Source organism: Reticulibacter mediterranei (assembly GCF_016587455.1).
Genome location: NZ_BNJK01000001.1, coordinates 8,215,983 through 8,237,183 on the forward strand (window position 1 = coordinate 8,215,983; position 21,201 = coordinate 8,237,183).

Annotated in this window: 23 protein-coding genes; 9 read left to right on the forward strand and 14 right to left on the reverse strand. The window is 51.5% G+C overall.

Annotation, left to right across the window (positions count from 1 at the left end; translation table 11 throughout):
• The first annotated feature begins 139 nt into the window (after nt 1-139).
• Together K3T83_RS35140 and K3T83_RS35145 are read left to right on the forward strand one after the other, a co-directional pair.
• Nucleotides 140-436 (forward strand): DUF8820 family protein, encoded by a 297-nt coding sequence (locus K3T83_RS35140; protein WP_220207569.1) that lies wholly within the window; start codon nt 140-142, stop codon nt 434-436.
• An 18-nt stretch (nt 437-454) separates the two neighbouring features.
• A complete protein-coding gene (locus K3T83_RS35145) occupies nt 455-1,468 on the forward strand; it encodes a DUF6745 domain-containing protein (protein ID WP_220207570.1) in 1,014 nt (337 codons plus the stop codon).
• A 55-nt stretch (nt 1,469-1,523) separates the two neighbouring features.
• Here K3T83_RS35145 and K3T83_RS35150 read toward each other — a convergent pair whose 3' ends face one another.
• From K3T83_RS35150 to K3T83_RS35175, 6 genes are all read right to left on the reverse strand, one after another.
• Nucleotides 1,524-2,375, reverse strand: a complete 852-nt coding sequence (locus K3T83_RS35150) for an STM4011 family radical SAM protein (RefSeq protein ID WP_220207571.1) — start codon at nt 2,373-2,375, stop codon at nt 1,524-1,526.
• Nucleotides 2,372-3,703 (reverse strand): STM4012 family radical SAM protein, encoded by a 1,332-nt coding sequence (locus K3T83_RS35155; RefSeq protein ID WP_220207572.1) that lies wholly within the window; start codon nt 3,701-3,703, stop codon nt 2,372-2,374. The genes K3T83_RS35150 and K3T83_RS35155 overlap by 4 nt, the downstream gene beginning before the upstream one ends.
• A gap of 16 nt (nt 3,704-3,719) precedes the next feature.
• Nucleotides 3,720-4,523: an STM4013/SEN3800 family hydrolase gene (locus K3T83_RS35160; protein WP_220207573.1), complete on the reverse strand. Its 804-nt coding sequence runs from the start codon at nt 4,521-4,523 to the stop codon at nt 3,720-3,722.
• On the reverse strand, nt 4,502-5,686 hold the full coding sequence (locus K3T83_RS35165) for an STM4014 family protein (RefSeq protein ID WP_220207574.1): 1,185 nt from the start codon (nt 5,684-5,686) through the stop codon (nt 4,502-4,504). The genes K3T83_RS35160 and K3T83_RS35165 overlap by 22 nt, the downstream gene beginning before the upstream one ends.
• Nucleotides 5,649-6,599: an STM4015 family protein gene (locus tag K3T83_RS35170; RefSeq protein WP_220207575.1), complete on the reverse strand. Its 951-nt coding sequence runs from the start codon at nt 6,597-6,599 to the stop codon at nt 5,649-5,651. Before K3T83_RS35170 ends, K3T83_RS35165 begins: the two co-directional genes overlap by 38 nt.
• A gap of 78 nt (nt 6,600-6,677) precedes the next feature.
• On the reverse strand, nt 6,678-7,655 hold the full coding sequence (locus tag K3T83_RS35175; protein ID WP_220207576.1) for an STM4015 family protein: 978 nt from the start codon (nt 7,653-7,655) through the stop codon (nt 6,678-6,680).
• A 318-nt stretch (nt 7,656-7,973) separates the two neighbouring features.
• On the opposite strand from K3T83_RS35175, the gene K3T83_RS35180 reads away from it, so the two are divergent.
• A complete protein-coding gene (locus K3T83_RS35180) occupies nt 7,974-9,554 on the forward strand; it encodes an outer membrane protein assembly factor BamB family protein (RefSeq protein WP_220207577.1) in 1,581 nt (526 codons plus the stop codon).
• A gap of 146 nt (nt 9,555-9,700) precedes the next feature.
• Here K3T83_RS35180 and K3T83_RS35185 read toward each other — a convergent pair whose 3' ends face one another.
• Nucleotides 9,701-10,417: a DUF6022 family protein gene (locus K3T83_RS35185; RefSeq protein WP_220207578.1), complete on the reverse strand. Its 717-nt coding sequence runs from the start codon at nt 10,415-10,417 to the stop codon at nt 9,701-9,703.
• A 138-nt stretch (nt 10,418-10,555) separates the two neighbouring features.
• A complete protein-coding gene (locus K3T83_RS35190; RefSeq protein ID WP_220207579.1) occupies nt 10,556-10,951 on the reverse strand; it encodes a hypothetical protein in 396 nt (131 codons plus the stop codon).
• 523 nt (nt 10,952-11,474) lie between these two features.
• Here K3T83_RS35190 and K3T83_RS35195 point away from each other — a divergent pair.
• Together K3T83_RS35195 and K3T83_RS35200 are read left to right on the forward strand one after the other, a co-directional pair.
• A complete protein-coding gene (locus tag K3T83_RS35195; protein WP_220207580.1) occupies nt 11,475-12,356 on the forward strand; it encodes an SDR family NAD(P)-dependent oxidoreductase in 882 nt (293 codons plus the stop codon).
• A 21-nt stretch (nt 12,357-12,377) separates the two neighbouring features.
• Nucleotides 12,378-13,151 (forward strand): SDR family oxidoreductase, encoded by a 774-nt coding sequence (locus K3T83_RS35200; protein ID WP_220207581.1) that lies wholly within the window; start codon nt 12,378-12,380, stop codon nt 13,149-13,151.
• A gap of 103 nt (nt 13,152-13,254) precedes the next feature.
• On the opposite strand, the gene infA is transcribed toward K3T83_RS35200, so the two are convergent.
• The gene (infA, locus tag K3T83_RS35205) at nt 13,255-13,494 is read right to left on the reverse strand and encodes a translation initiation factor IF-1 (protein WP_220207582.1); all 240 of its coding nucleotides are present in this window, start codon (nt 13,492-13,494) and stop codon (nt 13,255-13,257) included.
• Between the two features lie 20 nt (nt 13,495-13,514).
• Entirely contained in the window at nt 13,515-13,937 is a 423-nt protein-coding gene (locus tag K3T83_RS35210) for a pentapeptide repeat-containing protein (protein WP_220207583.1), read from the reverse strand.
• Nucleotides 13,938-14,083: 146 nt separating this feature from the next.
• On the opposite strand from K3T83_RS35210, the gene K3T83_RS57380 reads away from it, so the two are divergent.
• Nucleotides 14,084-14,209: a hypothetical protein gene (locus K3T83_RS57380; RefSeq protein WP_268963500.1), complete on the forward strand. Its 126-nt coding sequence runs from the start codon at nt 14,084-14,086 to the stop codon at nt 14,207-14,209.
• Nucleotides 14,210-14,592: 383 nt separating this feature from the next.
• Here the strand turns inward: K3T83_RS57380 and K3T83_RS35215 are convergent, their stop codons facing one another.
• Nucleotides 14,593-15,321: a hypothetical protein gene (locus K3T83_RS35215; RefSeq protein ID WP_220207584.1), complete on the reverse strand. Its 729-nt coding sequence runs from the start codon at nt 15,319-15,321 to the stop codon at nt 14,593-14,595.
• A gap of 611 nt (nt 15,322-15,932) precedes the next feature.
• Between K3T83_RS35215 and K3T83_RS35220 the strand changes: the two genes are divergently transcribed.
• Nucleotides 15,933-16,232 carry a YciI family protein gene (locus K3T83_RS35220; RefSeq protein ID WP_220207585.1) on the forward strand — a complete coding sequence of 100 codons (300 nt, stop codon included), beginning with the start codon at nt 15,933-15,935 and terminating at the stop codon, nt 16,230-16,232.
• A gap of 12 nt (nt 16,233-16,244) precedes the next feature.
• Here the strand turns inward: K3T83_RS35220 and K3T83_RS35225 are convergent, their stop codons facing one another.
• Both K3T83_RS35225 and K3T83_RS35230 read right to left on the reverse strand, forming a co-directional pair.
• A complete protein-coding gene (locus K3T83_RS35225) occupies nt 16,245-16,727 on the reverse strand; it encodes a hypothetical protein (protein WP_220207586.1) in 483 nt (160 codons plus the stop codon).
• A gap of 38 nt (nt 16,728-16,765) precedes the next feature.
• Complete coding sequence (locus K3T83_RS35230; protein WP_220207587.1) at nt 16,766-17,779, reverse strand: DUF8769 domain-containing protein; 1,014 nt, start codon at nt 17,777-17,779, stop codon at nt 16,766-16,768.
• A 166-nt stretch (nt 17,780-17,945) separates the two neighbouring features.
• Here K3T83_RS35230 and K3T83_RS35235 point away from each other — a divergent pair, with 166 nt between their 5' ends.
• Nucleotides 17,946-18,773 (forward strand): alpha/beta fold hydrolase, encoded by an 828-nt coding sequence (locus K3T83_RS35235; protein WP_220207588.1) that lies wholly within the window; start codon nt 17,946-17,948, stop codon nt 18,771-18,773.
• Between the two features lie 362 nt (nt 18,774-19,135).
• Nucleotides 19,136-19,456, forward strand: coding sequence for a hypothetical protein (locus K3T83_RS35240; RefSeq protein ID WP_220207589.1), 321 nt, complete (start codon nt 19,136-19,138; stop codon nt 19,454-19,456).
• 11 nt (nt 19,457-19,467) lie between these two features.
• Here the strand turns inward: K3T83_RS35240 and K3T83_RS35245 are convergent, their stop codons facing one another.
• A complete protein-coding gene (locus K3T83_RS35245) occupies nt 19,468-21,066 on the reverse strand; it encodes an FAD-dependent monooxygenase (protein ID WP_220207590.1) in 1,599 nt (532 codons plus the stop codon).
• Nucleotides 21,067-21,201: the final 135 nt, after the last annotated feature.

Consider the following 21,201-nt stretch of genomic DNA (forward strand, 5'->3'; position numbering starts at 1 on the left):
TGTAATTAAAATACATGATTAATGTGAAGAGTTCGTAGTTGCGCGATTTATCGCGCTGGTATCACCTTTGTTTAATTGGATCAAGCGCGATAAATCGCGCAACTACGAACTCTTCAAGTAAGGAAGGAGCCAGTAGCATATGTTATGGCGACATGGAGACGTACTGATTGCCACCGTTGAGCATATTCCCAGTGGGGCGGAGCAGCAGAAGACGAGCGTATTGGTGCTGGGAGAAGTGACGGGCCATAGTCATCGCGTGGAGGATGCACAGAAGGCGCGCGTCTGGAAATATGGTACACAGCTCTTTCTGGAAGTGACAAGCGAGACGCGTATTGTTCATGAAGAACATAAACCGATTGTGCTGGCTCCTGGCTCATATCGCATCTGGCAACAGCGAGAATACACGCCTGAACGTATTGTACGTGTAAGAGACTAGAGGGGAAGGCGTAACGACATGATGAATTGGGTTACGGTCGATAGCGAACAGCCAAAGCAACCGATCGATGTCTGGAATGCTTCAGCGGGAACCGTTGTTGAGGGCGATCTCGATCTTTCCGATAGCCATATTCAGCATTTGCCAGAGCAGTTGACTGTCACAGGCTGCTTGACGCTCGATGGCTGTTTGTCGCTGCACGAGCTGCCGTCTGGCCTGCGCTGCTATAAGCTATCGGCGCGTGGGAGTGCATTGCGCAGCATCCCCGCAGATATCCAGGTACAATCGCGCCTGGACCTGAGCGATTGTGTGCAACTGGAAGCGTTGCCAGCAGGCTTAAAAGTGGGAACGCTGATTGTGGCGGGGTGTAGCTCACTGCGGACGCTGCCTGAAGGATTCGACATCTACTTTCTCGACATGACGCGCTGTACTCGCATCACGTCGTTTCCCGGGCATGGGCGAGAGCGCATGGGACGCCTGATCGCGCGTGAATGTACAGCGTTGCGTGAGTTGCCGAACTGGTTGCGCGGCGTTGGATTGCTCGATGTGAGCGGCTGTAGCGCATTGCAGGCATTGCCGGAGCAGTTGCAGGTTGCGGGCTGGATCGATCTGGCCGACACCGCTATTACTGAACTGCCCGCATCGATGCAGGGGACCGCGTTGCGCTGGCGTAGCGTTCTTATTGATGAGCATATCGCGTTCAGGCCGCACGAGATCCAGGCTGACGAGGTACTCAAAGAGAAGAATGTCGAGCGCCGCCGTGTTTTGCTAGAGCGAATGGGCCATGAGCGCTTTGTGGAACAGGTGCAGCCGGAAACACTTGATACGGATGTCGATCCAGGGGGACTACGACGCCTGTTGCGCATTCAGATGGCAAATGACGAGCCGTTGTTCTTGCTCGCCGTCCAATGTCCCTCAACCGGCAGGCAATACACCTTACGCGTCCCACCCACTATGCAGACCTGCCACCAGGCCGCAGCCTGGATCGCTGGTTTCGACAATCCCGACGATTATCACCCAGCTCTCGAATCATGAAAGATGATGAGAGGGTTCGCCAACGATAAAAAACGGCGAACCCTCTTATCGTCTTTTACCAGATCTGTTGTGCTGGAATGCGCTCAAGAATACCGTCGCCGAAGACCTCATCCAAATGTAACTCAGGCATATGTACATAACCGATGTGACAGTGACAGGTCGTATTGGTGCAGATCCGCTCCGTGAGACACTGCTCGAAATTTGCGTCGTAGAGATTACCGATTGGCGTTTTGATGAAGTGGCAGCGGCGCATCGTGCCATCGCCATCAACCGAGATGACACTCTCTCCTGCGTGACAGGCATGGCCCAGGCTGGGATAGTGGCGAGTATTCAGGGGAAAGAGCGGATCGATCTTGCTCAGGCAGTCCATCTCGTTTGCTGTGTACGGGTGGCGCTTGTAAGCATTGATCCAGAGGTAGACCTGTTCCGGCAATTCCTGACGTAACGCCTTGATCTCCTCCATATGCTCTGGCAACCCGACGACGCCAACGCTGAATCTTACCTCGCGTGCAACCAGCTCTCGACACTTCGCGAGGAAGCGTTCGCGCGAGGTCTGGCTCGGATGATAGGTGGTCCAGAGCGCGATTTTCTCTTTTGTGCAGCGCTCAACCCAATCGAGACGGCTGGAGAGGTTGGTCTGGATGGCAACCTTTGTCACCTGGGGCAGCGCTGAAAGCCGCACGAAAGCATCCTGATAGCGTTTGCGGATCAACGCCTCGCCCCAGGGCGTAAAGAAGATCCCGATCTGATCCTCTGAACGGCCTGTGACCCAATCCAGAAAGCGCTCTAATGCCTGCTGGTCGTGCTGGTGTTCTTCGTACGTCTCGCGATGTTTGGCGAAGGGGCAGTAATCGCAGCCGTAGTTGCAGCTTGAGAGCGGACCCCTGTAGAGAATCGAGAGCTTCATTGTATGCTGTATTCCTCCATCAAGTGTTGCACTTGCGACGAATAGAGCCAGGGACCAATCGTATCTGAACGCTCAAGTCCCGCTGGCGTCAGCGTCATCGCCTCATCATCGATGCTTGCCAGTCCATATTCGAGCAACTCATGAAGCATCGGAAGATCGCTGAGCGTCGTTGAGCCGAAGCGCTGCTCATAGGCTGAGAGTGTTAACCCGCCTGCCTCCAACAATGATTTCAGGACATAGCGGCGACGCTGCTCATCTTCGTCCAGCACGTAGCCATAGTGAGCAAATGCAAAAGCGGTATCGGGAGTTGTGACATATGAGTGCAGGATAGAGCGAATTGTGCTGGAGCCGACCGCGTACTCGTTGGAGTAGTGATGGGTGCGTGTATACGAGCGCGCGCCGCAGCCCAGGCCAAGCATGCCGTCATCCTGCACGCAATAGACCGGGCCAGTCTCAGCCGGGGCGTGTGGCGCGCGAAACATACGCATTGAAACCTGCGTGTAGCCCTCGGCCAGCAGCAACTCTCGCGCCACGCGATAGCAGGTAAGACGAATATCCTGCTCGTGCAGAGGAAGCGCTTTGCCTGTTCGGTCCAGCCCAGTGAGCGGGCGTACATAGAGCGGGTAGAGGTACAACTCTTCTGGATGGTAGCGTAGAGCCGTGCGCAGCGAGGTAAGCCAGCTCTCGACCGTCTGACCGGGCAGGCCATAGATCAGATCGATGTTCAGAACCGGAAAACCTGTGCGGCGAATCTCAGCAAGTGCGTGCTCAACGACGGTTGTTTGCTGGGGACGACCAGCGGCGCGTGCCTCCGCCTCGATAAAGCTTTGCACGCCGATGCTGATACGATCAACGCCGTGCTCATGCAGCAGGCGCAGCTTCTCGGCTGTTGCGGTGAGCGGCGAGGTCTCGACTGATGTCGGTGTCGAGCCTGATTGCACGCTGAACAACTCGCTGCTGAGCGTCAGGAGTCGATCCAGGCTGGTAGCATCGAGAAAGGTCGGGGTGCCACCACCAATCGCCATACGTGCAATAGTGACCTCGCCAATTGCCGCTCGCACCCGCTTTGCCTGACGCTCTACCGCATCCAGATAGCCGGGCGTGAGCTGTGCTGAAGGATCAACGGTGGTAAAGAGGTTGCAGAAGCCACAGCGCATCTCGCAGAACGGGACATGCAAGTAGAGAAAGAGTGCATCGCGTTTTTCCTGCTGCCAGAGATCTGCTAGCGGCACCGGCTCAGGAAAGTTGCGGTAAGCGGTCTTATGCGGATAAGCATAGGTATACGATGCATAGGGCGTATTTTGTAGCAATTGAGCAAGCGTTGACACAGGTTCCTTCTTCCTTTTAACTAGACGGCAAGACGAATTCGGTATACGGGACGGTCCAGACCACCGGATGGGCGACGCGATGTCCATAATAGCCATCTTCGCCATAGGCCGTCCCGTGATCGGAGCAGAGAATAACCAGCGTGGGTACACGCCGCTGCACGGCTGAGAAGAGTGCTGGCAATTGAGCATCGACATAGACCAGCGCGGCGGCATGCGAGGCAAGCGTGTCCTGCTGATTGTTGGGCAGATAGAAGTAGTTCGGTTGATGTAGCGCTGAAATGTTGATGAAGAGAAAGATTCTTTGCTCACGAGGCAAGGCTTGTAACCGTTCGCAGGCCAGTGCTACCTGATGTTCTGTTGAATTAGGATCGGTCACGCCCAGCGACGGGTTCCAATGGCTCTCCTGGAAAAGCGAGGGCAACACGCTTCCTAGTGGACTCTGTTTGTTGAAGAAGCCGACGCCACCGATGCAGATCGTATGGTAGCCAAGTTGTGCCAGGCCGCCAGGGAGATCGGGAGCATCAAAGATCAGTGTTGTCTCTGTCGTGGTTTCGCTGCCAGGGAAACGGGCGGCAAAGAGGCGCGTGTGCCGTCCTGGATGAGCAGGGGTTGGTAAAAAGCCTGCAAAGAAGGCGTGGTGAGCTGCATAGGTGAAACTGGCCGGTGAGTGGCGTTCCTCCCAGCCCGTCGGCGGCAGATAGCGTGCGATGTTCGGTATGCGGCCCTGTCGAAACAGCTCTTGCGCTACGTCATACCGCAGCGTATCGAGCGTGATAAACAACAGATCGTGCGAACCGATCAATGTGTGAGTGTTGAGCATACCTTTCGTCCTTCGAGTGCAGTGAGAATTTCGGCGCTATACGTATCCTGTCCCTGATAGAGCAGACCGGGCAGTAGATCACCAAAGGCATTCAGCTCTAAGATGGCGTGATAGCGGTAATCAGAGCTAAAGAGTAGATCGACGCCTATATAGAGACTTGCAAACAGGCTGGCCGCGCGTTTACAGGTTGTCAGCGCCTCCTGCCAGCGCTCAGGCCCGATCCTGTCCAGAATGGCGGCAAGATCACCACGCTGATTGAGCAGGTGGAGATTGGTCATTGGGCTCTGGCTCATGCGCGCAACAGTATGCATAGGCTCGCCTCCGATCATTACCACGCGCATATCGAAGATACGATTGGCAAAGGCTGCTTTTGGTATCCAATACTCAACATGCAGGCGATGGTGGCAGAGCGCATCGACCAGCCGCGCGATTTCATGCTGCGATTCCAGTTTGCGAATCCTCCGCGTATTGTAGAGCCGAAGTTCTCCAGCCTGCTCAACGACATCAACGGTCGTAAATGCCTGATGCCGTTTGCCGCTGTAGCGATAGGCGATGGTGCCAGAGGCGCTTGAACCGTGTGCCAACTTGAGAAATGCTCGTGACCAGCCGCGCTCCTGTAAAGCTGCCATCAGTTCGTCATATGAATACACCGGTGGCAGTGCTTGCGGTACAGCGATATCATGCTGTGCGAGCAGCGCGTGACAGCGCCGCTTATCGAACATAAGCAGAATCTCGTCGGGCCGATTCATCATCCGTTCGGCGGGAACTGATGAGGCGATTTGGCGCAGGATGGCGCTCAATCCCAGATACCATTGACGTGAAGCAAGCAGCCGTCCTTTTTCATAGATCAGCGTGGAGGGCGAGAGCCGCTCGTAGCGCTCCCCCTCCGGGTCCGGCTCGTCTGCTCCCAACCTGAGCAAGTCGTGTTCCGTCTCAATACTCTTGCCGGGCGACTCGATCCGTACAATTGTTGTCGGCGTGAGCTGTTCGGCCAGCGTGACCTCGCCGCTGATAATTTGTTGGTAGCTGACGAGTTGAGCGCTGGGCAGGCCGAGACGACTTAGCGCCTCTTGAAAGAGGATCACGCGCCGATCTTCTGGAGTGCCGATCAGCAAAAAATGTGGACTATTCACTGACGGCCACAAAGCGCTGCTCTTGCCCATCCCAACTATCCGGCTCTTCTCGTTTGCTGATATCAACCTCGATGTCAAGCGTTTGCAGACGTTGCATCATCTCGTCAGAACAGAAGTGATGGTGGAGATCGAGCTTTTTCAATTTGTGTACAGCCGGGCAGTTGAGCAAGGCCGCCGCACCGCTATCGTCAAGGGTGCCAAGCGAGAGATCAAGCACCTGCAACTGTTCCAGTAAAGGAGATTGTGAAAGAGCGATTGCCAGATCGTTCGTAATTTCGCTATCGCGTAAGCCAAGATAGCACAGATGAGGGAAGAGCTTGTCGGTAAACAGTGGCGCAAAATCTTCGACTGTACAGTTGGCTTCATAGGCTTCGGAGCCAGTCCATAGCTCAAGATGTTCCAGGGCTGGCAGGCGTGAGCGCAACACATCCTGAACGACGCTGCGATCCATGCTGCCCGTTTCCACCACCAGGGTTTTGAGATGCTCAAGGTTGAGAATGCCTAGATGCAGATAGGTGTCGGTGTAGGTGCTGGCGCACCCGCGTATGCCGAAGTGTTCGAGCTGAGGATACGCCGTGAAGAGTGTTGAAATATCACTCAGTTCGATCCAGGAAATCTCGCTCTCTTCGCTAAGAATATCGCCAAGAAACAGGGTGGTGAGATGCGGAAAGTGGTCCTTGTGTTTTATGAGTATCTCTATAATCGGAACAGTATAATCCTCGGCATCAACATCGTGCATGCCGAACACGAAGCCGGTGGTCGTGGAGGAGGTGGGATCGGTCAGGAATTGCTCGAATTTTTCAAGACCTGCTAACTCTTCTTCTCGCAAGACACTGTTTGAATACCTAAAACGTGGAATGGTTGTGGTTGGATCGGGAACAGGATCTCCCGGCTCCCAATCGACAATCGTCTTATCAGCAAAATGCGTTTTATAGTCGTACATGGATGTTTTAATGCCTCTCTTTTGTTCTTCATTCAGTAAGAAGAAATAATCGTCAGGCGTGTTGGGCATGAGAAAATGTTATTCACTGACGGCCACAAAGCGCTGCTCTTGCCCATCCCATCTGTCCGGCTCTTTCCGCTCACTGAGGTCGACCTCGATCCCAAGCGTTTGCAGGTGTTGCATCATCTCGTCAGAACAGAAATGGTGATGAAGATCGAGTTTTGCCAGCTTGCGTATCGCGGGGCAGCCGAGTAGCGCGGCAGTACCGCTATCGTCGAGGGTGCCAAGCGAGAGATCAAGTACTTGTAACCGTTCCAGTAAAGGAGATTGGGAGAGGGCGATAGCCAGATCGTTTGCAATCTCGCTATCGCGCAAGCCGAGGTAGCGCAGATGAGGGAAGAGATTATCGGTAAACAGTGGCGCAAAATCTTCGACTGTACAGTTGGCTTCATAGGCTTCGGAGCCGGTCCATAGCTCAAGATGTTCCAGGGCTGGCAGGCGTGAGCGCAACACATCCTGAACGACGCTGCGATCCATGCTGCCCGTTTCCACCACCAGGGTTTTGAGATGCTCAAGGCTAAGGATGCCCAGATTGAGGGGAGATTCGATGTAGGTGCTGGCGCAACCGCGTATGCCGAAGTATTCGAGCTGAGGATACGCTGTGAAGAGCGCTGAGACATCGCCCGCTCCCATCCATGAAATTTCGCTCTCCTCAGCAGTAATGTCGCCGAGAAAGAGGGCCGTCAGGTGCGGAAAGTGGTCCTTGTGTGCGATGAGCGCTTCCATAATCGGCTCGGTATAATCTTCGGCTGTATCATTATATGGCATGCCGAACACGAACCCGGCGCTGGTGGATGAGGCCGGATCGGTCAGAAATTGCTCGAAATCTTCGATGCCACTCGATTCTTTTTCACCTCGTCTTCTTGAAGACCAAAAACGTGGGATGGTCGAGGTTGGATCGGGAACAGGATCTCCCGGTTCCCAATTGATGATCGTCTTATCAGCAAAATGCGTTTTATATTCATAAATGCTCACGATAACCTCACGTCGGCTCATAATATAGAACCATATTTATTTGTGGAAGATCAGCTATATCTTTTCTGTCGGGCTATTCTCTGCGGTTCGGCTTAAACCGGTTACGACGATGAAGCGCGAAACGCTGTCCTATCAGTATCCTCGCTGGAATCATAACATAGTTCTTTGCGTGGTTGAGATTGTGTAACTTCATCTGGTACTTTCTTGTGATGGTTTGCTGAACAGAGATGAATAACTGAGCGCGACTATGCTATCATCCGAAATAGCGCTACATTGCAATGTGTGTAGCTTAATATAGATGTATGTCACCCTATTTCATCACGATAATAGAGAGGGCTGGTGAGTAAATTGTTTCCCTTTTCTAGCTGGACTACCAGACACACAGTCATTAGCGTCGTTGCTCTGGTTGCGCTGTTGTGTGCTATATTGTATTTCCCTTTGCGACCGTATCTTGCGAATGCATTCACGCATAAACAGGTGGCTGTGCAGCATGTCAGCAGCAATGTGCAAAACAATCAGGGAAACAATGCGACCAGTACGAATGAGAAGCTGATCGCGTGGCCTGCATTTGATGGTGGCGGCCAGCGCAGCGGCATTAATGCTGATGAGACCACGATTACAACCGATAACGTGGGGCAACTCGCTCGTCTCTGGCAGCAGAAATTGCCAGCCACGGCTGATGGTGCGCCGGTGGAATTGCCAGGAGTGCAAACGGCGAATGGCGTGAAAACGCTGCTCTTTGTCACGACCACGACCGGGAGCTTGCTAGCCATTGATGCTGATAGCGGAGAACAGATCTGGCGGAAGGATACCAGCGGGCCAAAATTTACCACCAGCTCACCAGCTCTTGATCCTTTCGGCAAATATGTCTATGGTTACGGCCTGGATGGGAAGATCCATAAATATGCGGTAGGTGATGGCGAGGAGTTCATGGACAAGACCTGGCCTGCCGTTGCAACTGAAATGCCCATTGATGAGAAAGGCTCCTCGCCCATCAACATTGCCAACGGCTATCTCTACATGGCGATTGCTGGCTATCCCGGTGATGGTGGTCATTACGAAGGGCATATCATTGCAATTAATCTGAAAAGCGGCATCAAGACCGTGTTTAATACATTGTGTGCCAACATCCCACATGTATTGACTAAAGGGGATTGTACAGATGTGCAATCGGCAATCTGGGGACGTGGTGCGCCAACCGTTGATCCCGTCACTGGCAACGTCTTTGTCTCGACCGGCAATGGCGCTTTTCGCGGTGATGGACGCTCTTTTGGTGATAGTGTAATCGAACTGAACGCAGATCTCACCAAAGTTATTGATTCGTATACTCCTGCCAGTTTCCAGCGGCTTCAGGATCTTGACCAGGATCTCGGCAGTACAGTTCCGGCCATTCTGCCAAAGCAAGCGACTAGTAAAACGCCCTATTTGATGGTGCAGGCCGGGAAAGACGATACGTTGCGCATGCTCAATCGGCAAAATTTGTCTGGACAGGGTGGGCCGAATCATACCGGCGGCGAGGTGCAAGAGGTACGGCTTCCGATCAAAGGAGTGATTGTGACGCATCCGTTGGCCTGGAACGATTCACAGGGCACTACCTGGCTGTTTGTTGCCAACACCTACTATCTCTTTGGCTATAAAGTCGTGACGGACGCGCAAGGCAAGACCACGTTACAGCTTGCTTACCAGAACAAATACGGCGGTAGTTCGCCTTTTCTCGCCAACAACATTCTCTATGTGCAGGCGAAAGGTGTGTTACGAGCCTTGAATCCAACCACCGGGGAAGTACTCTGGAGCAGCACACAACCATCGGCGGGTGGCTCAACCGGTAAACTGCATTGGCAAAGTCCCATCGTCGTCAACGGCCATATCTACATCCCCGACGATTCAGGGTATCTCAGCGCTTATGGCTTGAAACAATGAATATTAACTTAATAACCCGATAATGTTTCCTCTTTCGTAGTGGAGCGATTTATCGCGTTGGTGGAGGTGCCTGTGATGCTGCCCCAACGCGATAAATCGCTCCACTACGAAAGAGGAGATTCATTTGTTAAATTTCTGCCGTGGTGTTAGTTCGCTTGGGCGGGGCGCTTAAAAAAGGCGATCAGCCGATCCTGATGGGGAACGACCGAAACAAGTTCCCAGCCGTTGCGTCCCCAGAGGAAGAGTGCGTTATCAAGCATGGTTTCGCTGAGGTCGATATGTTTGGAATCTATAGTGTCAGCTAATCCGATCTCTGCGCTGTACTCCCATTTGGGTCGTTCTTGGGGAACCCATCTCTGTTGCGTGATAGAGGCTTGCAGCCTGTCCATCGTTCGTGCGGAGGCATGAGAGAGGGCCGCTAGAATCGTCTCTGGTTCTGTCTCTTCTAATGTCTGAACGCCAGGAGGGAGAGGGATGCGGAAGCGGGTATGATCATGAAAGAATTGCGTGACGAGCGTGCCTACAGGCGTTCCCTCTTTGGTTTTTACGACGCTCCAATAGCAGCGTTCCCTTTCCTCTGGCGGTCCCCAGTTTTCCACCGAAGAGGTGCGAAAATCGCCTGGATAGTCGGGTTCACAGACAAAACCCGCTTGCGCGAGTTGCTCCTGAATGGGTTTGCAGAGCATGCGGGAGAATACACCATAGGCATTTTCACCTGCCTGATCGAAAACTCGCAATAGCTCTTCCTGGTTCTCGTCCAATAAGGGCTGGCAGTGTTCGTGAATATATTGTTTGATGTAGTTTGCAAGCGTGTGAATGGTCACTTCTCTCTTCCCAGAGAGAAACTCTTCTAACGACTTCATAGAGAATGACTCCTTTTACTGTAAACTGGTAACTTGAGTAGAGATATCATTGTGAGACCCGTTACGGGATCTTCACACATAAAGAGGGTTGAGCGGTCCTTTTTAGGACAACATTTCTGCCTGATGTTTAGCTGTTGCTCAGGCAGCTTTAGAGGCTGTAGAGACCTCGTTCACCGATCTCTTGCTACGTGCCAGGCGTTCGCCGATAACCCCGATGAGTGCGACGGCCCCAAATCCTACTGCTAGATGTGTTGTTTCAGTCAACCAGTGCAAATCTCCGGCTAGAATTAGCGCTTGCTGGACGCCAAAAATTGGTAAGACGAGCGCATAGATAATCCCTATGACTCCCAATATTCTCAATTTACTGGTGAAAACTGCTATGACCGATATGATTAGCAATAGCAGGGCAACGATGAGACCGAACAACATGTGTATGTTAGTGAAGTCCGCGTGGGTATACGTTCCCATCCCAAACGCAGCTGCTATCACTGCGGAGATAGTGGCGATAATTCGGAAAAGGCGTGCTATATTCATATAAAAATCCTTATACTGAATACAATCTCATCTCATTGCTGTGATGAGAGACGTTGCTATGATGAGCCACCACATGTGACCTTCACAAAGAAAGAGGGATGAACCGTTAGATTTGGGACAGGGGCGTGAGATTTCTGGAGAAGGAACTTCTTTCTGATGCTTGACTATCTTCCTCAAAGACCTTATACTTTTCCCTATAACCACCTCAATAAAGGAGACATTAAGCATAGTGGGCGGCGGAACCAATCAGTAGTCATCGTCAAGGAGCAGATAATCTCTAACATGTACTCATTTTTGAGTGCATGGTTTCATCTGTTCGCTGGCGATATATCCTCTGCGCCAGAGATGTCTACAGCCTGCCAGTATATATGCTTAACATCGATCCTGACAGCCTATTCCCTTGCTTGCTCAATCGAGCCTGATTCCGCCTCATCTCGTGCGCGCGGATACATCCCTCCTGAGAAGATGAATGTTGTTATTTGCTCCTCTTGAAGAATTCTTATAGTCAGAAGAGAGGAGAATCATGGTGCAAATAGGCTTGCAGGGTAAAGTCGCGCTGGTTACAGGCGCAAATCATGGCATTGGAGCTGCAACCGCTCAGGCTCTGGCGGCTGAAGGAGTTGCCGTCTTCATCAATTACTTGCACATGCCGCCTCTAGGAATGCTTGAGGAGAATCTGGGTGGAGGCAAAACCGCTCCCGGACTGGCTTTGTATAACGCCAGGAGAGCGTTATCTGCTGATGGAGTTCTTGAAGCGATTCATGCACAAGGAGGTAAAGCGGAGGCGCTCGAAGCTGATCTCTCTGATCCCGCCACTATTCCATTGTTGTTTGATCGTGCTGAAGCCGCCTTTGGCCCTGTAGAGATCTTAATCAACAATGCAGACTATTGCGTGGGAGACACGTTTATTCCTCACGATTTGCTAGGAATAGCGCCGCAGCTTCCAGGCGGCTATGCGGCGACAACATTCACTGCTTCCGGTCACGATCAGCATTTTGCCGTCAATAGCCGGGCTGTGGCGCTTATGATAACAGAATTTGCGCGTCGGCATGTTCAACGAGGGAAGCGATGGGGCCGCATCATCAATATCAGTTCGGATGGAGCACCCGCTTTTGCTCATGAAATCTCATATGGAGCGAGTAAATATGCGCTGGAATCCTATAGCCGTGCAGCTGCCAAAGAACTAGGGCAGTTTGGCATTACCGTCAATATCGTTTCACCCGGACCGATTCAGACTGGACATATTACGCCTGAAATAGAGCAGCAAGTGAATGACAATACCCCGCTTGGGCGAGTAGGGCAACCAGACGATGTTGCCGATGTGATTACGTTTCTTGCCTCGGAGCAGGCACGCTGGCTCACCGGTCAGTTGCTCTTCGTGGGCGGTGGACACAGGATGATCTAAACAATAATGGAGAAACAATATATGTCTCAACAAACTATACGTCCTATAGCCATAGTAACAGGAGCGAGCCGTCAACGCGGCATCGGCACCGCTGTTTGTCGTGCGCTGGCACAGAGCGGTGTCGATATCTTCTTCACCCATTGGAGTCCCTATGATCGCTTCATGCACTATCAGGGAGAAGAGGAGACGCCTGCCCATCTGCAAAACGAGTTGCGTGCAATGGGTGTACGCTGTGAGCAGATGAGTGTAGATCTGAGCGATGTGGAGGCTCCGGGCCGCATCCTGGATGCTGTCGAAGAGCGCCTGGGTGCGGCCTCGATTCTAGTGAACAATGCCGTTCATGATGAGGATGAGCAGCCCTTTGACCAGTTAACCGCTGCCACGCTCGACAAGTTTTATGCCATCAATATGCGTGGAACGTTGCTATTGAGCATCGAATTCGCACGCCGCTTCGTACAATCGACGGGAGGGCGTATCATCAACCTCTCATCGGGCCAGGGGGTAGGAGCCATGCCTGGCAAACTCCCCTATGTTGCAACGAAGGGTGCTATCGAAGCTTTCACCGTCACCCTTGCCGCAGAACTGGCCCCCAGAGGCATTACGGTAAACGCCGTTGATCCTGGAGCCTCCGATACAGGCTGGATGACCGAAGAAATCAAACAGGCGCTATTGCCGCATGCCCCAATGGGACGTATCGGCCAGGCAGAAGACGCCGCGCGCCTGATCCGCTTTCTGGCAAGCGAAGAATCTGGCTGGATCACCGGGCAAATTATCCATTCACGAGGCGGAATGTAGGTAATCTGGTTTCTCTGCTCTAGCGTGAGTGTATATAAAGTGCTGAGACCTCCCCGCCATGAACGGCGGGGAGGTCTCAGAATCCGGCTCTTTTCAATGTGTTTTAGCGGGGATGACGACCTTCATTGAGTCGCCAGGTAATCCGGCCTCGTGTCAGATCGTAGGGGGAGAGTGCAACTCGCACCTTATCGCCCGCTACAAGACGAATATTTGACATCCGCAACCGTCCAGCTGGCACGGCCATGACGTGATGCTGCTCATCGATTTGGATTTTAAACGTGGCGCTGGGAAACACCTCAACGACTTCCCCAACGACCAGAATTTCGTCTTTCTCTTTTGCCATACTATCCTCCCTTGTCCTGCTCAGTCTAGCACTGTCTCTTCAAGAACTGCTTTTTGCAGATTCGTCTCGCTAAGGTCTGCGTCACGCAGGTTAGCTCGATACAATAACGTCCCATTAAGGTTTGCTCCGTACAGGTTCGCTCGACAAAGATGGGTACCACTCAAGTCCGCCCCGCTGAGATTGGCCTGGCTGAGATTGGCTCTGATCAAGTTGGCCCGATAGAGATCGGCCCAGGTGAAGTCCACACTGTTGAGATCTACACCGCTCAAGTCGGCATTGCTCAAACAAACCCAGGCCAAATCGGTGCCGCTGAGATCAGGTCGAATATCTGGATGCTCTTGCCTCCACTGATTCCAGGCATGGACACCTTGTTTGAGAAGGTCAAGATGTTGCTGATTCGCCAATTGGTTTACCTCCAAATGTGCCTCTGTTACATGCTCCATAATTCACCCCATTCAGCGCGATAGGAATATAACACTCTCCAGGCGAGCGAGCAAAAAATACGCTCACTCCTCTCAAATCGGGTAAGAAGAATGTCTTCAAACGCTCGTTCGATCCGAATTAAGAGTATGACTCGCGTGGAGGAGGAATGATCAGAAAAAGCACAGAGAGATGGCGCAGCAAAAGAGGAAGCCTGAGAGTGGCTCTGTTACACGATACCCTGCTGGGTGTGCAAGGCCAGGAGGCGCATCGTGTCTTGCTGCCCATGCTCTGAACCATGTGCTAACACAATTCGTCTCCTTTCTCAAAGGACTGAATAAGTATCCAACTTGAAACAATTCAAAGGCGTCGTTTGCTGAACAGGTAACGAAAGTATAGCAGCCATCAGCACAAATTACAAGAGTATCAAGCGAGGTAGCCAGTTCTCAAGGCTACCTCGCTTGCTAGATAAAGCTTCATTACATGATCCCATACACTTTCAACAACACAGCGAGAACAATAACGAGTATAATACCTCCAACTACTAAAAGATGCCACTTCTTTACCCATTTCACAACTTGCGGTGAAATAGCTTTTTCCTCTCCTTCAGGGGAAATGGAAGTACTATTGGTGCGGTTCTCTACGGCATGTTCAAGCGAGATCCTCTCTCCTGTTGGATCAAAAAAAGCCCTGGCCCGGCCAGACCACCGCCTCTCTAGAATCCGAATAATAGTGTTGATATTTTGCAGCGAGATCATGGATGGCAGAGAAATGGTCTGTCGCAATGTGAAGAGAAATATGTAGTTCTTGCAACACACGTACTACAGCCATATCGCGAATGTGATCATGGTCGTGGGTCGGAAATTCCCTCCTATCTCGAATGGCAAGTTCGCGCAATCGAGCCTCTTGTGGGTTATTGAAATAATCAATGTTGTTGGGAATCGTCTTTAAGCCTTCCTTGAGACGAGTCTTATAAGCACGCGCGTAGACGGAGAGCAGACGTTCAATCTCCTGGTTTTCGGGCGGATCATTTTGTGAATAATTTTTCTTGATCTCCTTGAGAGCCTGATCATGTGCTTTCTCTTCAACGCCTTGCCAATCGATAATTACGAATTTTTCCCGACGATGAAGTTTTTTGATCTCCTCCAAATCATCAATGGTACTCCATTTTGCACTTTTTACAAGTTCTTGATCCTTTGGATCGACTTCTTCTATTTCATCCGTCTCCTGCTGACGCGTGGCGAGTGCAAGTGGATCAGTCTGACCATTGCCGGCCTCTAACTCGTTTTCTTCGTTGATCCACGTACCATCTGACTGTCTGTGATCCGGCATGATAATGAAAATAATCCTTTCTGCATTGATAGAAATCTCAATCTGTATGACAACAGTAGGCGCAATAACGGGCAAATGCTGCTGAAAACGACGTTGATGTCTACGCTTCCAGGCATGGGGGCCATGTCGCCCATAACGGTGATACATAATATTTCACTGTACGAAAGTGTGACGAGAACTACGAGGCGAGCATAATGCAAGGAGATATAAAATACTAATCATAACAATAAGTATAACCATGTTTTACTGTATGTCAATAAAACATGTGTTCTTCGGTCAGGATTAGCATTACAAAGATAAAGTTTGATATGTCGCACAAGAAATATTGGGTGGTAAAAAAGTATTGTTGTGATTGTCTGTATAAGCGGTAAGAGATACAGTTGCGTATTCGCTTAAAGTTGAGAGTATGCACGCCAGGGAAAGCAATATTGGTGTGTTATAATTTTGATAGAAGCACAGTGAGCAAGCAGGTAGGATAGGAAGAGATGAGCCGCTGTTGGAGGCGTAGGCTGACGTATTGTGCATATGATAGCAGATAGGCAAATCTCTATCCCTGTGTAAAGAAAAAGAGGTAAGCAACGTACATAGGCATGTTGCTTACCTCTTTTTTCAACAACAAATAGAATAGAGCAGTTAGAACGCATAAAACGAGATTGCACATCATTTCTAAGAGAAAGGGTACTCTCATGGAAAACCGCTCTACTTTTATTTGTCTGATTCGGCCAACGCGTCCAGGCTTCACTGAGCAGATGTTGCCGGAAGAAGTCGATGCGATGCAGGCCCATTCCGCCTATCTTGATCGGTTGCTCAACGAAACAACATTCCACCTGATCGGCCCCTGTCTTGATCGCGCCTTTGGGATCTCCATCTTTGAAGCTGCGTCGCTGGAAGCTGCATCTGAAATAGTGGCACACGACCCGGTCGTCGAGCGAGGCGTGATGACCGCCGAAGTTCACCCCTTCCACATCTCACATTGGAAACCATGAGATGAAGCCTGTTTACTGCTCCTGAATTGTCAGCACAAATTCGATAAGTGTGTTGGGTACAAGCTCTTTTGCGCTATAGTGCACCTCTGCATGTCCTGCGTTTTCTCTCGTTTCTACATAGCGAGCGTTAGTTGCAACTTGTACGGTGAGCCCTGGGAGTTGCCAGAGATCAGCGTGCAACACTTTATTGTCAGGCGCATAGATCTGGAAGACGAAATCCGGCGTGCTATTATCTGTGATACAGGAGATAGTTAAGCGAGCTTTTGTGGCGGTGGCATTTACTGGTATAGTGTAGGCGAGCTTGATCCAACCGATTTGACTGTTGCTGCTGGTCCAATGGATGGTTGCCGGGTGAATCTGGTCGCTGGCTGGCTGACTATAGCTGGTATACTCGCCACCCACAAGCAGCTTGTTGCCAATCCACGCGCTTGCTACGCGTTTCGGTTCGCTGGCGATGACTCGTTCGACCTGTCGCTCACCCTGAAATGCTTTCAAGTGGTGTAGCGCCTCTTGCGGGATATTGGCATCCACCGCTACGCAGCAGGGGCCAGACAGAAATCGTGCGCATGGTCGAACGGGTGCGCGATATCGGGAAATGGTGCTGCATCTCTGCCTACGGCCATCCAGATCCACATGCCAATCGTGCTGGCGTAGCGCTGCATATCCATCCCGTAGCTGCGGTCGTATGGCCCGGACATATTCTTCATACCCGCATGGTACAGAAGCGCAATATCTTGCCAGAGAGCTGCCTCCATATGTGCTCCCAATGTTTGTAGCAATGGAGAGGTGGCATATGCGCGCCACAGGCCCAGTGCATAGACATCGATGCCGTAGTACGTTGGCGAGTTGTATTCGGAAAAGGTCTGATTGGGCGCGAAGAGGTTGTAGATCTCCTGTGCAAATTGCTCGCCGTTTTTCATCCAGTCCGCTTCTCCAAAGCGTTCACCAGCAAAAAGCAGGAGAAATGCATGCATCAATGCAATGTTGGTATATGATGCTGAAAGATTTCGCGCCAGCATTCCTCTGATGGCTTTGTGTAGCGCGCTATCAATAGCGGCAACGAGCGTGGTGGGAAGTTCCTGCTCATAGTCAAGCAAAATAATGGCAAGCGTGGTGCCAATAAATTCTCGCCAGTTCGGATCGTAGCCCTTCCAGATCGGCATGTCTCCTGGGTACGGCTCCTCCGGGAAGCGATACCATGTGCCATCATACGGTCTGCCTGGTTCGTCGAACTGATAGCGCAAAATGGCCTGAAGCGCTTCACAGGCTTGTTGCTTGTCGTTGTCTGTGCCTCGCTGCAACAATCCCAACGCATACCAGCCCGTTTCGCGGATATGGTGGACACGAGCGAGTGCTGAGAGTCCTTCATAGGTTGGCATTCCCAACAAACCGGCGTTGGCATCCCAATACTGGTCCATCCACCTCACGGAATGCTCAACCAGATCGAGCGCGTACGAGTTAATAGAGGAATTACGTATGTTGAGAGAAGTAAAATAGCTATCCGTCATCATTACCTCCACATTGATTTGCAACTTCAATAGTGTCATTACTATACTAGCACGTTCGTTGTACAGGACTATAGCTGTGTGAGGAAAGATGGTTTTGCTTTGTATAGTGGTTTTCAGATGCTATCTGGAATGATTATTCTTGTGTTATTATTTATACAGGATTAGAGAACCAACGTATTTTGTTCGAGTCAGGAAGGAGCTATCGATGTCTCAATGGATCGCTGGTGATGTATTGACGAATGGCGTCAAGATTCACTATACGCGCACAGGAGGGGAGAAACCGCCTCTCGTCTTGTTGCATGGTTTCTCTGACAATGGCCTGTGCTGGACCCGCCTTGCTAGAGATCTTGAGTCAACTTATGATATCATCATGCCGGATGCGCGTGGGCATGGTCTCTCTGATGGACCAGGCGAGCATTTTTTGCCCTCTGATCGCTTCGCAGACGTAGCCGGGCTTATTTCTGAACTCCACCTGGGAAAACCCGCGCTGCTTGGGCATTCGATGGGAGCAATGATGACTGCTTCGGTCGCTGCTGACTATCCCGATCTGGTGAGTTGTGTGATCCTGGAAGATCCAGCATGGCGCGACCCATCGTCCGAAGATGCGAAAGTTTCTTTCAGAGATCGTTTTGGCTGGATCTATCGGCTCAAAGGGCTTTCTCGCGACGAGTTGATTGAGGATGGCCGCAAGGGGAATCCAGCATGGGTGGATGAGGAACTCGGACCCTGGGCTGATTCTAAGATCCAGCTCAATCTTGATTTGCTCAAGATCGAATCGGTCGGTCAGGGCCTCTCCTGGCGCTCAGTGGCTCAACGCATCACCTGCCCCGCTTTATTGATTACCGCTGATACAGAACTCGGTGCCATCGTGCCACCAACTGAGGCGCATGATGCCGTTACCCTCATGAAGAATGGACGCCTCGTGCATATTGGCGGAGCCGGACATAATATTCGCCGCGAACAATATGAGCAATTCAAGGACGCGGTCGTGTCCTTCCTGCAAGAGGTCTACCTTACGTCTGCTTCGCGCTAAATCTGTGAAGTAGATGGATGTATTTGTTCATACATATATTGTAGAGGAGGGAAACATCCCTCCTCTTTGCTGTTCGATGGTGAGCAGCATGTCTCGTGCTTTTTGTAGGACGCGAAGTATACATATTTCTGGCTTAATAGGTCATTTATTAGCGAAAAGTGAGGATCGCGAACGTTTCTTTGTTTGATAGGGTTGACAATATTGATCCCACACTTCTACACTTATCTCTAATAGCTGCGCCGTTGTAACGACTGGATGTATTTTCTCGCGAAGAAGATGTTTTGTCCAGAAAGCAAGGTGGTGGCGAGATGTAGAATTGTGCTGGTCATCGACCCTAAAACAATCAGGGGAGGCTGCCCATCTTGGATAAGACCTTTAAGCAAACCATCGAGGAGTTGCATGGACGAATTGCTCGCAATATTGAACAGGCGGCAATGGAGCGTATTGATCGGCTTACCGAAGGATCGACGGTCGCCGAAGCAACCGCCGATATTTCCAATGAATCTCTCCGCGCCGCTGTTATGGATATTTTGCTCTATTCTCACCTCTGTGCACGCTTACGCGCGCTGACGCCTGGAACCCTGACACGCGAGCAGGGAAATGAACTACTCTCCTATGTGCGGGAACGCATCGTACCATATACACCCTATCCCAAAAATCGTCTGCCCCATCAACTGGATTAAGCATCTTTTATTTATAACACTTTGTTCAGGTAGCCGATGATGGCCTGAGAAGGCGCGTTGCCTGCTGTCAGGCCAATATATCCATCGGGGCGAAGCAGGATCAGCGCATCGCCAGAGACGCCATAGGCGCGGTAAGCATGTCCCTCAGTATCGATCAAGACATGGTCATTGTTGCCTGCCGTCTCACCAGAGCGAATAATCCTGTATAGCTGTATATGATCGAGAGCGCTTGTGGGCAGTTGTGGCGCGGGCTGATTGCCGAAAAGGAGCAGTGTAAAGTGTGTGCCACGATAGAGATCGAAGAGCCGCACCTGTTCGCCACTTTCGACAGAAACGCATGGCGCGTCGGGAGCGCGATCTCCGGCGCGAATACTCGTCACATGGTCCAGATCACAGGCTAGCGGGCCGCCGCGATAGGTAACGCTCAACTGTGTGACATCGGCAAAAGCGTCTTTACCTAGCAGCGAATTGCTTATTGCCTGTGTCCCCGAGGTACTATCATCCGAATCGAACTTACTCCATGCGCGAATACGGGCTGTGGTGGATGATAGCACGTTTTGCGCAATAGGGAGCCGCTCGGCCTGGTAGGTGTCCAGCAAGGACTTTGGCGCACCATGCAACACATGAGCCAGCTTCCATGCGAGGTTGTACGCATCCTGAATGCCGGTATTCATGCCCTGCCCTCCGGCTGGTGTATGGACGTGGGCGGCATCTCCCGCCAGAAAAACGCGGCCATTACGATATCGGTCAACCATGCGGACGTTTGGTTGGTAGGTAGAGATGTAGGTTGCATTGCTGAAATGAATGCTGAGTCCGTTCACTCGCTCATCAAAGAGGCGCTGAAGCGTTTCAACGGTGGGAGGTGGAAACGCGCCCGACTCATCCAGGTGGAGCGAGGCTGAGAAGAACCAGCCGTTGCTGTGAATCATGGGATTTAATGCTAACATCCCCCAGGCTGGGTCATTCCAGAAGTACCAGTAGTTGGGGTTCAACCCATCGACATGGACGTTGCCAAAGAGATTGCATTCACCGATCCAGGTCTCGCCAAGAAACGAGATGTCAGCGTATTTGCGCACCACGCTATGACCACCATCACAGCCCACGAGATAGCGCGCCTCGATAGTTTCGCTTTTTCCTGCGTGGACAACCTCTGCCACAACGCTCTGAGCATGTTGGGTAAAACCAGTGAGCGTGCAGCCCATTTCTACATATACGCCATAAGATGCAAGCTTTTCGCGTAGTACGGCCTCAGTATGTTCCTGGCTGATGAGTACATTGTAATAGGGCTTCTCAGGCTTTGGCTGGATATTGGGGCTGGATGCCCGCTGCGTCTCGCGTACAAGAATGTTGTTGCGATCATAGAAACGAGTGGGCAGGTAAGGCTCAACATAGGCGTTCAGCTGGTTGATGATGCCCAGATCCTCGAAGACCTCACGCGTGCGCCCACTGACCCCTCTGGCGCGTGAACCGATAGGATATATCGTCTGTTTGTCGATAATGCGGCAGGAGATGTCACGTCGGGCGAGATCGCAGGCCAGCGTCAGACCCACCGGCCCCGCACCGACAATCAGCACATCAATAAGAGTATTGTTTGTTTGTGTATCGTTCATGATAGAAATTTCTCCCTGTATAGTACATCTTTTATATGTTTTTACCGAAAATCTTTGAGAGCAAGAGAAGTATATCTCGCTGTGATTGCAGTATAAACGGTGGATGACCGTTGATCCCACTCCTAAAGGAGCATT